Raw genomic sequence first — 13068 nt, 5'->3', positions numbered from 1 at the left:
AATAACATTCCTTCCTTTTTGTCTAAAGATGTTTTATTTAGTTTTCTTGTTTTTTTAAATGAAAAGCCAACCCAGGTGGATCTGGAATATTATTCAATTTTTCATAACTAACAATATTCCAAATTTCTCCTTCGTCATCAATAAAACTTACATAATTTTCAGGGCCAACTTTATTGTGATCTAGTCTTACACTATTTATTTCACTATAATAAATTGGAACACTAGCATCATACGAAACAGAAGGGTTTTCAAATAGAGCATTAAATGGAGGAGAGAAAATACGAAACCAAGGGCACTTGATTTCTGGGTACGTATTTCCTGATTTTAGTACTACCTGAAGGGTTATGTCTTTGTAGTCACTGTAACCATCACCTGATTTGTATATATTCATAAAGTTTTTAATCCTGACTTTTAAGCTGTATCAATATTAATCAGTGAATTTATTAGTTTCAATAAACACCAATAAAATAAGATAGGTATTGACTATTACCTGACTATGCAATAAGATACCTGGAGCTGAAGCTCCTTATATAGTTGGCTTTATTTTGGGACTCATAAGCCTGGGGTCGTTGGTTCAACTCCGACCTGAGCCACTTTAAAAAATATAAGTAGTGAGTCGTGAGCTATAGCTCTAAACCACTAAAGTTAGAATCACTTAGGTCTCGACCACTAGCTCCCTGAGCAATAATTTCTTGGACTAGACGAATTTTATATTGCTCTTCACTTGTAGTGCTGCTAGGTAATAACTGTACATCTTCAACAGGAATACCCAATACTTCAGTCAAATTGCCTGATTCGATTTGCTCATTAAGCCTTTTAAAACCTTCTTTTGAACCGCTGAAGGTTATTTTTATACTGCCTTTCTCAATCCTATCAATTCTTAAGCTTGCATCCTTTGAAGCCTGTTGCATCAACACTAGCAAAGCTGCCTGAACATCCGGATTATTAAGGAGACTTTCTACATCTCCAGTAAGTGTAATAACAAGTTGTTCTTTATAGTTAGCATTTTGTTTTTCTACTAGGGATACTGGAGAAGTCAATATCTGTGTAGCGCTGCGCTCCTCCTGGACAACCTCAGAGGTTTTCCCTCGTTCTGTCTCCATACCAAGACTCATCCTGGCTTGCTCTTCTGCTGACTCCAGTTCCACAATCTCACCCCATTCCAAGCCTAGTTTATTAGATATATTTTGGAACAAGTGCTTTTCAATAGGTCGCCTAGCAAAAAATTTGATTATGGTCTGTCGAGTACAACCTACAGCCCCCGCCAGGTACTCTTGCGTCCACCCTTTAAGTTTTAACGCTTTCGCAGCTTTTTGAAGCCCATCTTTCGATGCTTGGAATGATCTGCCCATGCTATGATGATAGCTTCTACACAAGTTTTACACAAGTTTTACATCTTTGTCCGACCAAGAGTTAAGAAATATAGGGTTTGATGGTATTTGAAGAAGAATAATTTCCAAACGCTTTAAACCTTATTTTGATTGCGTTTTTATGTCTAAAATAAGTCTAGTTTCATTAAAAAGCCAAGCAAATCAACTTTTAACAGGAGTATCGGGAGTTACTAGTATTGGTGCATACTGGGATAACCCTGATCAACCTGTTCTTCGCATTGATGTAGACCCTGGTACTCGGCGTGAGGTGATAGAGAAACATTTAAAGAATATAAACCCGCCCAACACTGTAGTAAAAATTGACTGTGTCAGGACTTACGCACGAGCTGATTAGAGGTTTTCATAAGGGACTTCTAGGTAAGAAATTATCTGTACAAAAAAAAATAGATAGGATTCTCTAATGATGATCATTTTATGCAGAGAAAAGGGGTAGCGTTTAGCTACCCCTTTTCTCTTCCTTATCTACGCATAAAGAGCCTACATACTTGTTATCCAGATGAAACGGAAACAGTTTAATTCATGTTAACTTCCGATCAAAAGACTGCAATAATAGGTACGATTCATAACCGCTTTTGTCCCCGCTTTACGAATTTGATAGTCAGTCTCCTCCGTATAAGCTACTAGTATCTAAATAGTTTTAGATGCTTTCAACCCTGCACCAGGGGATAGGATTTGGTTGAAAATTTCACTTCACTTACATGAATATCAAGTTGTCATCAGCAGAGGATTAAAGTGCCAATTCAACCCCTGTTGGGGTTAGTCTACTGAAGCCTGGAATTCTCCCTTTAGGATGGTTTTCTCCAGAACTAATCGTACTTCCATGTATTTCGGCTGAACCCCTAATTACGTCACTAAAGTAAGTTCTAAATGCCTTAGAACATAAGATAAATTACAGGCATAGCTCACCATTATCGATCTACCAGTATCAAGGTCTTTTCTTTCACCGCTTGCAAAATGGAGACCAATAGCCCTAAGAGAACCGGGTAGGAAAATTAAGCTACCAGAATCTCCGCCTTGACTAAATGGAATATTATTTGATTCCCAAGGGATTTCAATGACATCACAAAAGTTGATTTCCCCAACATCTGCGAACTTAACTGACACACTCGCTACTGCTACTAGTGGTTTATCAGTATTTCCAGATACACTAGTGTATCCAGTAGTACGACCAAATTTCGCAACAGTGCTGTTGCCGACTAGCACTTCAGGATCGAGAGGATCTGCGGCTTCCGCAATTCTCCGTCCTTCATCCGGAATGGCGAATCCTCTTGGCAGTAAATTACCCTCATGAGAAATGTCCTTATTAAGAATGGCGTAAGCCGCATCCACTTTATTATCTACACGTTTAGAGATATGGATACAGTTCTCAAAGTAACCAATCTCGTGGTGCCTTTGGATCTCTTGACTTTGGAGCTTTATATCTAGCGCGCTCGGTTGAATTATTAAATGTCTTAGTGTAGATATTGAGCTAAGAATATGGTTATTGGACAATACTCCTATATCTCTGTTGGATGTGCGAACGAATGCACCTAGTGTGCCCGCCTGGCCATGTAGATGCGCTACTGATAAACCTATGTGAAGTGGACGCATTGTGGCGATTAGCTGAAGATGTCCATTACCGCTTCCTGATTGTGGAAGGGTACCTCGAGAAGGGATTTTTACATCCTTTATAACTGCTATGCGCGCCTCGCGCTTTGCTCTCTCATCCCTAAATTTTTCGGCTTCCTTATACATCTCCTTGTCTGGGTTTTGAAGGCGTAGATCGAGCTCATAATCATTCCTGCCCTTGGCTATGTAGCCAAAACCAAAATATCCCATTGAAGACCTCATAAGGCTAAATTCACTTACGTGATCTGTATGTGCTTTGGGCTGCAAATCGTCTTTATCTTGCTTACTTTCCAAATCGTCTTTAAAGTTTTTACTTAAAAATTCGTTTTTAAGCTCAAGAACCGAGTCGAATTGCATAAGTTGGTCTCCGTCAAGTTTTTTGTTGTTATCTTTACTTAGCTCAAATTCGCTGGTAAGGTAAGGTGCTTTTATTTATAAGTATTAATATGATTATCGTAATTTTTGTTACATGAGACACTTCTTTGGTCATTACCATGCCAAAACTCCATGTCGCCAGCCCCACCACTTGCGGTATCGACAGATGTGGCATCTTCTCTGATACTATGGGTGCCCACTGTTTGAGATAAGCTAATCGTCATTCATTTTTCCAGACTGATTCGCTTGTAGTAAAGGCTTTATCCCTGGTTTTATGCAACTTAAATGCTCATTAGCTTACTCATTTTTTAGTATTTGACTCTCATCCATACCCTAGTTTTCTACTTTTATTTTCTAACTTTGAGAATGAGATACTCACAGCATTACAAAAAACTATGCCTTTCAGGATTTGCTAGTGTCAGTAACTAAATAGGGAAAGAAGATGGGAATCGCAAACACCCATACAATAGCTGCAGTGGCGGCATAGCGCGTGTCAGGCAGGTGCCATCCTAAAATATCGTCGCCGAGCGTATAAACCCAAATAACAAAGGAAATAGCAGAGATTGCAACCGCCTTCAGTTGGGTGGTTTTCCAGTCTGTGGTAAGTCGGGTTCCCCATAAACGGAAAAGGATAAGGAGCACAATACAAATAATCGGCCAAAAGTCCAGAAAGCTTAGGGAAGCACCTTCAGCGGGCGAAGAATTTAATTTCAACGGATCTATCCAAAGCCCTCGTACTGCAACATAAAGACTAAGTACCTCTGATGGAATAAGTTTCAGGAGGCGCTCTGAATACTCAGCGCTAACTGTATCTGAGGTTAACGCATCGCCGCTAACCTTGGAGGTATTAATACGAAAGGGATAGGCCATAATTTAATAATATTAATATAAAGTACTACTCGCTTTGCCTTTTACCTACTGATGTCCAGTAGCTTTATTGAGAGTACGGTTGAATTTTTATAACAGAAAGTATACGAGAGAACTGATGTAGCTACGAAAAAAGTAACTGATTTTGATCATTTTTCTTTAGGAAACTTTACGAAGAAGAAAATGTACTCTATTCATACACACTTGGTAGATCCTGTGCAGCCATGAGAATTAAGGGATTGCACATTTGTCAAGAGGGTACGGGAAAAGGGGATAAATCTAACTTGGAGACTGGCGATCGCTTGGCTCATATCTGACTTTTCCCGTTAAGTCTTGAAAGGCAGACTGGCAAAGAATTTAAGAAACAGCACAGCATATACAATACAGTAATTGAAATCGGGTGTTAAAGGAGACGAGCAATGCTGGATTGGTAGGAGAAAAATTTTGCAACCTGTGAGTTAGGCGATCGCAGATTGAATGAGCGTGCAATATCGATAGGTTATGCTCTAAGGGGTTGAGCAAAAATAAATTGAACAAACCTTTTTTGGAGTATCTGTTTTGGCCACACTATTAATCGTGAGGTATCGAAGGTTTGTTTAATTTATTCCCGCAGGGATGCTAAGTCAAGGATTTGGCAAAGCACTGTCATAAATCATCAACAGTGAAACAGTACTCAAGAGAGCTTATGAGTTTTTGCCAACCCAAAAGTGAAATTTTTAAACCTAATACAGCCGCACTGCCAAATGACGGCGGAAACTGTTGCGGAATACGACGTAGTATTGTGTCTCAAAGACACTGACTTGAAAATCTAACCGCAGCTAACAACTCCCGTACTCTCCATTGCTACGTGCGTGCACTCTAAAGCTACCAACCAGTCAGAAAGCTTCAGTAATTTACCTGTCATTGTGGTAAAAAATAATCCGACATCTAATTTGTGAAGTTTTTTAGCACACTTTCTTACTGAAAAAAATAAACGACCCTTAAAATGTGAAATTTTTGGTTTTGCGACCTGAATTTGTGAAATAGGGTAAAATCTATAGTGACTTTTGGTTACTCGTATAAATTGAGAAAACCCTTGCTTAGCAAAGGTTTTATGGCTTAAAAACTGCGACATTAATTTGTGAAATAGCGACATTCAATTTGTGAATGTACACGATCTATACTCAGGACTCAAAACTCAGTACTCAGCACTATTTAAGGTGGCGGATTACTTCGGCAACTGACCAAGCTTGAGCGATCGCTCCTCTGGGTGTGTGAGGTGAATCGCCATCAAAAATCTCAGAAATAGAACCAAGACAAGCATCAAATAGAAAGTGATCTAGCAGAGATTGCCAATTAAAAGGCAGCGATCGCTGTGGATAAAAACGTTGCCAAGCCCGAATATATGGCCCAATTAGCCAAGCCCAAACAGTGCCTTGGTGATAAGCGCGATCGCGTTGCTCTTGGTTGCCTTCATATTTCCCTTTATATTCGGGATCTCCTGGATCGAGACTGCGAAGACCATAGGGGGTAAGCAAACTGGCAGTTGCCAAATCTAATATCTGACACCCTTGCTGTTCAGAAAATCCACAATGGTGTAGCGACAGCGCCAAAACAGCATTGGGACGAATTTGAAAATTCCGGCGATCGTCCGGCTCAATAGTATCGTACAAATAACCAAGCTGAGGATTCCAGAACTTTTGCAGCGAGGTTTTCACGTGTTGTGCTTGTTGAGCATAACGCTGTGCTTGCTTAGTGAGACGCACTGGCTCACCATACTCAAGCTGGCTCAAGCGCTTTGCCCATTGACTCAGCCAACATAAAGCAGAATACCACAGCGCGTTGATTTCCACTGGCTTCCCGTGACGGGGAGTGACAGGGTGTGACCCAATTACCACATCCATCCAAGTGAGGGCTACACCACGAGTATCCCAACTAATTAGCCCATCAGTAGCATCGACCTGGATATTGAAATGTGTACCACCCACAAATGCTTTGTAGATTTGCTGTACTACAGAGAATTGCTCTGCCAAAAAATCCCAGTCTTGGGTAGCTTCTAAATAAAGTCCTAGAGTTTCAATCCACCACAACGCCGCATCAATACTGTTATAAATTGGTTCGCCATTGACATCAGGAAATGCATTAGGAATCAAACCGTGGCGACAATAATGCCCAAAAGTTCGCAATACTCCTTTTGCCAGGTCAAAGCGTTGTGGAACTAGTGCCAACCCCGGTAAGGCAATTAATGTATCGCGTCCCCAATCATTAAACCAGTGATAACCAGCAATAACTGTAGGGCCTGCAATTGATGCTCGATAAACGATAAACTGATCGCTTGCTTTGATTAGTTGTTGCCAGAGTAGGGACTGGGGACTGGGGATTAGGGATTGGGGATTGGGGATTAGGGATTGGGGATTGGAAAACTCTTCCTCAGTCCCCAGTCCCCAACCTTCAGTTGCTCCTTTACTCCATCCAAAAATATGTGAGAGCCTTTCTTGCTCTGCCTCTACGGCTTCTGCAAAGGTTTCGGGGGTAAGAATACCTGGCACCGAGTCGGGAAAACCCACTCGTGCTTCTAGAGTCACCGTATCTCCTGGTTGGAGGGGGACTATCAAGTAACCAGGACTGTAGAGGTCTTCTTTATCGCCTAATCCCCGTTTCGTCTCTTCGGGCAATCCATAATGCCAATACCAAACTGCATCTGGTTGATAATTTCCTTGTGTCCAGCGCAAGTGCCAAGGTATACCGAAACGCCCAGAATTCACTGCTTGCAGGCAGACTTGCTGTTGCCCTAGCAATTGTGAGAACTTTAATTCTGGACTAGCAGTCTGCTGGTGGTGAAAGTCACGTTCTGCTATTAACAGTCGCAACCGTAAAATTGCTGTATGACTTCCCTCGTAGCGATATTGGATTAAAATTCGATGGCAAAATTGGGCAGAAGCATTGGGCATTGGGCATTGGGCATTGGGCATTGGGTATGGGGCATTACTTATTCTCCCTTGTGCTTCTTGTGCCCAGTCCTCAGCCCCCATTCCCCAGTCCCCAGTCCCCACTAAACCATAGGGCATCACCAATTGTCTGGTTAACTGCCAGTTATCTTGACCCCAAATCCATTTTGGAACTGGGTTAATATCAAAATGACGTAACAGTTCGTAGCCTGCCCGCTCAATCTGACCATTACCCCAAAAATTTGTCCCTAGTGCCACAACGTTCCCTAGTACTTCCAAGCTAGCTTCTAGGTGTGAAAACAGCAGAGTTCTCCCAGAAGGTGGGTTTGTCGCGGCAAACAGCCAACCATGATAAGTGCGTGTGCGGACATCAGAAACTGTACCGCTGGCAAAACTTCCCAAGCCATTGGTAAGCAACCATTCTCTTGTATCTAAATCAAGCATTTGCTACTCAAAATCGTTATGAGTATGATATAGTCGTAACAGATCGTAATTAAACTGTGAGAGCGTGGATGGGTGAGTTTTACTTGACCCAAATTCCAACGCTACTAAACCGATAAAGGAGAATTAGGTTAATGTCCCTTACTTACGGAACCGAAGGAAGCCTCCGCGTTGGTCAACAAGCTCCCGATTTCACAGCAACGGCTGTGGTAGATCAGGAATTTAAGACAATCAAACTTTCCGATTATCGCGGTAAGTATGTCGTCCTGTTTTTCTACCCACTAGACTTTACCTTTGTTTGTCCTACTGAAATTACAGCATTTAGCGATCGCTACGAAGAATTCAAGAAAATTAATACGGAAATCCTTGGGGCTTCCGTTGACAGTGAATTCTCCCACCTCGCTTGGATTCAAACAGATCGTAAGTCTGGTGGCGTCGGTGACCTAAATTATCCTCTAGTTTCCGACATCAAAAAAGAGATTAGCGCCGCTTACAACGTTCTTGACCCAGCAGCAGGCATTGCCTTGCGTGGTTTGTTCATCATCGATAAAGATGGTATCATACAGCACGCCACCATTAACAACCTAGCTTTTGGTCGCAGCGTTGATGAAACCCTGCGGACATTACAAGCAATTCAGTATGTTCAGTCTCACCCCGACGAAGTTTGCCCAGCTGGTTGGCAACCTGGTGACAAGACAATGAATCCTGACCCAGTGAAGTCTAAAGTTTACTTCTCTGCTGTCTAAATTTAGCTAGCTAGCAAACTCTAATCCATACTGTTGGAGTTGAGAGCAAAATCAATGAAAACCACAGATAAACAGAGATACACATTAAACAATGTCAACCTCCGTATATATCTGTGGTTTTTTTATAAAATTGTATTGAAATAATCAGGGTTAAAAATATGCTGACTTCAACTGATTTTAGTGGCTTATTAAATGAGCGATTCTTCCGAAATTTTTTACCAGTTCCAGCTAGCAATAAACTCAGGTTGGGAGTGGGAACGCCAGATTTTCAATTGCCAGATATTACCAACGGGACTTTAGTAAAATTGTCTGATTATAAAGGCAAACAACCAGTGTTACTTGCCTTTACTCGGATCTTTACTGAAAAGCAATATTGTCCCTTTTGTTTCCCTCACATCAAAGCCTTGAATGAGAACTACGAGCAATTTAAAAAACTTGGTGTAGAAGTTTTGATGATTACTAGTACCGATGAACGGCAGAGTCAAATTGTTGTCAGAGATTTAGGGTTAAAAATGCCATTATTGAGCGATCCTAGTTGTCGAGTCTTTCGTACATATCAAGTAGGACAAGCACTAGGAGCGCCTTTACCAGCACAGCTTGTATTAGATAAAGAAGGAAAACTCCGCTACTGGCATTTATTTTCTTTTTTGGATCACAATGCTAGTGTTGAGACTTTGTTAGAACAATTCAATTGATTATAAATATTAAAAATAAATAGAATTTGGTGCTAGAGACTAGGGAGTAGGGATTGGGAACTCTTAAGATTCTTGTAGATCGCAAAAATGGCAACGTAAAATAAGACCCTTGCAATTTACTAAGTAGGCAAAAGTTAAACATAAAATAAAATCCTTGTATTGAGCAATTCATGGTTCAATACAAGGATTTTCAGGACTAAAATCCTGACTACAAACTTTAATTTATGGGGATTCTCTTTTTACTTTTTACTTTTTAAAGCCTGACTTGGTTCAAATGACTGCGGGGATTATAAGTACGTATAGCCCGGATTTTTTCATAATATTCCCGCTCTTGTTGGCTGAGGTCTTTTGGTGGCACGATCGCCACCTTCACCAACTGATCGCCGCGTCCACCCTTAGCTAGAGGCCAACCTTTGCCACGTAAACGCAGAGATTGACCAGAACGGACTCCTGCTGGTAGCTTGACATTAACAGAACCATCGGGAGTGGGTACATCAATAGACGCTCCCAGAGTGGCTTCATCTGGTGTGATTGCTACTTCGCACACCAAGTTATCGCCTTCCATTTGGAAGAACGAGTGCGGCTGAAGTTCGACTTTTAAGTATAAATCCCCACGTTGTTGAGTCATAGGGTTGATTTGACCTTTGCCCCGCACGCGCAGGCGAGTGCCAGTTTTAGCCCCAGATGGGATGCGGACATCTATTGTTTCGTTACCTAAACTGAAGCGTTTTTGCACACCATTAAATGCTTCAGCAAAAGTTAGAGCGATCGCAGCTTCACTATCTTGGGCGGTACCTGCACCTGCATCTTGAAACCCAAAATCGTTAAAGCCGCTAAAACCACTTGGCGCACCTGTAGGAGTGCGGTAAGAATAACTTTGTGAGTTACTTTGTCGCCCTCCACGAGGGGTAGCACCACCAAAGCGTCCTAGCAACTCATTAATGAACTCATCAAAATTGCCGTATTGACTAAAGTCAAAGTTACCCATATCGGCACCAACACCGCCAGATGGGAAACCTTCACCAGCTTGTTTCCAATATTGACCGAATTGGTCGTACTTTTTGCGTTTATCTGGATCTGATACAACTTCGTAGGCTTCACTAACTTCTTTGAAGCGTGCCTCTGCCTGTTTGTTGTTTGGGTTGACATCAGGGTGATATTTGCGAGCTAGTTTACGAAAAGCTTGTTTAATTTCCTCTGGACTGGCAGTCTTACTGACTCCCAAAATAGCGTAATAGTCTTTGAAGTCGGTTGCAGCCATCTACCAGCCTCCTATAGAAATTCCCGTTATGTTTTTTTTTAAGATCAGAGATGTTTAATTTGCCTGGTAGAGTGCCAAACAAAAAGAATCTGATTTTAAATTAACAAAAAATATATAAAATCAAGTGTGGTTCTCGCTCACCAAGCGATCGCAATTTCCGTACTCCGATTTTTCTGATAAGCGGATCAGGTTGTCTAGTCCTTCTTCCAAGCTTGGGGGAGCATCCCGGAGTTGACGGTGCATCCGCAAAATAATTTCTTCTGGAACCTGGCGCGATCGCCTTTTATTGTGTGCCAAACACAACCAAACTGGCATGTCAACCCAAATTCCCGTAATCTGGGTAAAGCCCAAATTACGGGCTAAAGTAATGACCTCACGACGATGGCGGCGCTGGGCATTGGTGGCATCGAAAATAGCTGTATTCTTAGTGGAAATAGCTTGCTGAAATTGCCGCTCAATTTCGTGCCAAATCAGCAGCCACGGCCCCTGAACGGCTTGGGAACCAAACAATTGTCCCCGGATGGCATCTGTAGAAATCATCTGCATTTGGGGACATTCTGCCAATAATTGTTTTGCCAAAGTTGATTTGCCGCTACCTGGAAGACCAATCAGCAAAGTGAGTGCTGAGTTTTGAGTGCTGTTAGCGGTAGCGGGGCGTTCAGCCCGGGCTGAGTAAGAAGTTAGGAGTGAAGAGTGATTAGAAATTTTATTCATAACTCATAACTCATAACTCCTAACTCAGGACTCACAACTCAGCACTCAGCACTATTAAATGATTGTTCCATCAGGAATTACAGCATTTTTCAGCACGACGACGATGCCACTACGGATGTAGAAACCTTGACTTTCGCGGTCAGCTTCTTGCACGTTATCTTTATTGATGATTTTGACATCGTGACCGATACTGGCGTTTTTATCAATGATGGCACCGCGAATAATCGAGTCAGTACCAATACCTACAGGGATATCACCTTTTTCTACGTTACATTGGCGTTCTACAAAAGCTTGATAAAAATCTGCACCCATGAGTAGGGACTCTTCGATGACACAACCAGATTCAATTCGCGATCGCACTCCCAACACTGAATGTTGAATGCGGCAATTCTTCAAAATACAACCTTCGCCGATAATTGATTCTGTGATTTGGCAATCTAAAAGTTTACTTGGAGGTAAGTAGCGAGCGCGGGTATAAATTGGCGCTTCTTCATCGTAAAAACTAAATGGTGGTTGAGGCTGCTGAGTTAGGGCTAAATTGGCATGATAGAATGCTTCGATTGTTCCAATATCTTCCCAGTAGTCATCAAAAAGGTAAGCTTGAACATTGTAATCTTTAGCGGCATCAGGAATAATTTCTTTACCGAAATCAGTCCTTTCTATACCTTCTCTCAACAACTTGAACAAAACCTCTTTTTTAAAGACATAAATCCCCATTGAGGCGATATAAGGCTGTTCCTGGGCTTGTTCTTTTGTTAATCCCAGTACGCTTGTATCAACACGCATTTTGATTAACGCTTCACCTTTGGGTTTTTCACTAAAATCGATTATTCTACCAGAATCGTCAATTTTCATCAAACCAAAATCTGAGGCGCGGCGCTCATCAATGGGGATGACTGAGAGAGTAATATCAGCCCCCGTTTCCCTATGGCGTTGGATAAACTGGCGATAATCCATCCGGTAGAGGTGATCGCCTGAGAGAATTAGATATTCTTCTGCATTCCATTCTTCCATTAACCACAAGTACTGACGGACAGCATCGGCTGTACCTTGGAACCAGTTGGGGTTTTCTGGTGTTTGTTGTGCAGCTAGCACTTCCACAAACCCTTCATTGAAGCCAGTAAAGTTATAGGTACGGGCGATGTGACGATTCAGGGAAGCTGAGTTGAATTGTGTCAGGACGTAGATTTTGAATATTTCGGAATTGATGCAGTTACTGACAGGGATATCGATTAAGCGGTACTTCCCCGCCACTGGCACTGCTGGTTTAGCGCGTAGTTTCGTTAGTGGGTAAAGTCGAGTACCCGCACCACCACCAAGAATGATTGATAATACTTTCTTCACAAAATTTCTCCCGACTGCCTTTCAACTCTCACTCTCAGTTTAGGACTGTATGTGGCAGCTGGTAAGGGGGAGCATATGATTCTTAGGGATGAATTTTAGAAAATGCTGTTGGTGATAGATAGTGCTGCTAGCGAATAATTAAAGAAGGTAGGAGGCAGTAACACAGCCAGCCCATACGCAACAGTGGGATCTTAAACCCTTGTGCTTCCTCTAGGTAGCTACAGTGTACGCACAAGTGCTAAAAACCTTACCTGGTAAAATACAAGCCTTAGTAGGTAAGGTTTTGAGTTGAGCAAGTTGATTATCAATAATGTCACATTATTGACAGGTTCTAATGTAAAATCAAGGATCTTAAAAAGAATTTCCGTTCTTTTCCGTCCATTTGATTCCCAACTTGACTTGTGTGTACACCGTAGTTCTAGGTAGAGGAAAAATATAAATTCTCAGGTTTCAGCAAGCTTGAGAATTGAGACAATGCCTGCTGGGAGATAATCATCCCCATGTCGCTAATAGCTTGAACAATCTCGCCGGACGCTACAGCGAAGTTTAACTAACCCCTGTATTAGCAAGCTTTAGAACTGAGAACAACGCCTCATCGCGATTTTGCCACTAGCTTGTCCAAGCTACGCGGACTCTAATGTTTCCAGGACTTACGCAACTGTCACAAGCGATGGTGCGGCGCAGCCGCACCGAGCGCCA

The 13068-nt window shown here is 41.9% G+C and carries 12 protein-coding genes; 3 read left to right on the top strand and 9 right to left on the bottom strand.

The window, feature by feature from the left end; genetic code table 11:
- Positions 1-37: 37 nt before the first annotated feature.
- Together HWQ44_RS06130 and HWQ44_RS06125 are read right to left on the bottom strand one after the other, a co-directional pair.
- Entirely contained in the window at positions 38-391 is a 354-nt protein-coding gene (locus HWQ44_RS06130) for a hypothetical protein (protein ID WP_292716278.1), read from the bottom strand.
- 232 nt (positions 392-623) lie between these two features.
- Positions 624-1352, bottom strand: a complete 729-nt coding sequence (locus HWQ44_RS06125) for a helix-turn-helix domain-containing protein (RefSeq protein ID WP_292716274.1) — start codon at positions 1350-1352, stop codon at positions 624-626.
- 139 nt (positions 1353-1491) lie between these two features.
- Here HWQ44_RS06125 and HWQ44_RS06120 point away from each other — a divergent pair, with 139 nt between their 5' ends.
- A complete protein-coding gene (locus tag HWQ44_RS06120; protein WP_292716271.1) occupies positions 1492-1725 on the top strand; it encodes a hypothetical protein in 234 nt (77 codons plus the stop codon).
- Positions 1726-2234: 509 nt separating this feature from the next.
- On the opposite strand, the gene HWQ44_RS06115 is transcribed toward HWQ44_RS06120, so the two are convergent.
- The 4 genes from HWQ44_RS06115 to HWQ44_RS06100 form a co-directional block, all read right to left on the bottom strand.
- Complete coding sequence (locus HWQ44_RS06115) at positions 2235-3356, bottom strand: hypothetical protein (protein ID WP_292716268.1); 1122 nt, start codon at positions 3354-3356, stop codon at positions 2235-2237.
- Between the two features lie 71 nt (positions 3357-3427).
- Complete coding sequence (locus HWQ44_RS06110; RefSeq protein ID WP_292716265.1) at positions 3428-3598, bottom strand: hypothetical protein; 171 nt, start codon at positions 3596-3598, stop codon at positions 3428-3430.
- A 178-nt stretch (positions 3599-3776) separates the two neighbouring features.
- Positions 3777-4244 carry a hypothetical protein gene (locus HWQ44_RS06105; protein ID WP_292716262.1) on the bottom strand — a complete coding sequence of 156 codons (468 nt, stop codon included), beginning with the start codon at positions 4242-4244 and terminating at the stop codon, positions 3777-3779.
- A gap of 1187 nt (positions 4245-5431) precedes the next feature.
- Entirely contained in the window at positions 5432-7612 is a 2181-nt protein-coding gene (locus HWQ44_RS06100; protein ID WP_292716259.1) for an amylo-alpha-1,6-glucosidase, read from the bottom strand.
- A gap of 131 nt (positions 7613-7743) precedes the next feature.
- Here HWQ44_RS06100 and HWQ44_RS06095 point away from each other — a divergent pair, with 131 nt between their 5' ends.
- Together HWQ44_RS06095 and HWQ44_RS06090 are read left to right on the top strand one after the other, a co-directional pair.
- Positions 7744-8355 carry a peroxiredoxin gene (locus HWQ44_RS06095; protein WP_073644091.1) on the top strand — a complete coding sequence of 204 codons (612 nt, stop codon included), beginning with the start codon at positions 7744-7746 and terminating at the stop codon, positions 8353-8355.
- Positions 8356-8513: 158 nt separating this feature from the next.
- Positions 8514-9050 (top strand): peroxiredoxin, encoded by a 537-nt coding sequence (locus HWQ44_RS06090; protein ID WP_292716253.1) that lies wholly within the window; start codon positions 8514-8516, stop codon positions 9048-9050.
- A 253-nt stretch (positions 9051-9303) separates the two neighbouring features.
- On the opposite strand, the gene HWQ44_RS06085 is transcribed toward HWQ44_RS06090, so the two are convergent.
- From HWQ44_RS06085 to HWQ44_RS06075, 3 genes are all read right to left on the bottom strand, one after another.
- Positions 9304-10311: a DnaJ C-terminal domain-containing protein gene (locus tag HWQ44_RS06085; RefSeq protein WP_292716250.1), complete on the bottom strand. Its 1008-nt coding sequence runs from the start codon at positions 10309-10311 to the stop codon at positions 9304-9306.
- A gap of 120 nt (positions 10312-10431) precedes the next feature.
- Positions 10432-11025 (bottom strand): AAA family ATPase, encoded by a 594-nt coding sequence (locus HWQ44_RS06080; RefSeq protein WP_292716248.1) that lies wholly within the window; start codon positions 11023-11025, stop codon positions 10432-10434.
- A gap of 54 nt (positions 11026-11079) precedes the next feature.
- Positions 11080-12369, bottom strand: coding sequence for a glucose-1-phosphate adenylyltransferase (locus HWQ44_RS06075; protein ID WP_292716245.1), 1290 nt, complete (start codon positions 12367-12369; stop codon positions 11080-11082).
- Between the last annotated feature and the right edge of the window lie 699 nt (positions 12370-13068).

It is taken from the genome of Nostoc sp. JL34 (assembly GCF_017114945.1).
Lineage (GTDB): Bacteria > Cyanobacteriota > Cyanobacteriia > Cyanobacteriales > Nostocaceae > Nostoc.
Note: the sequence above shows the minus strand (reverse complement) of the source record. Positions and strands in the feature narration are given on the sequence as shown.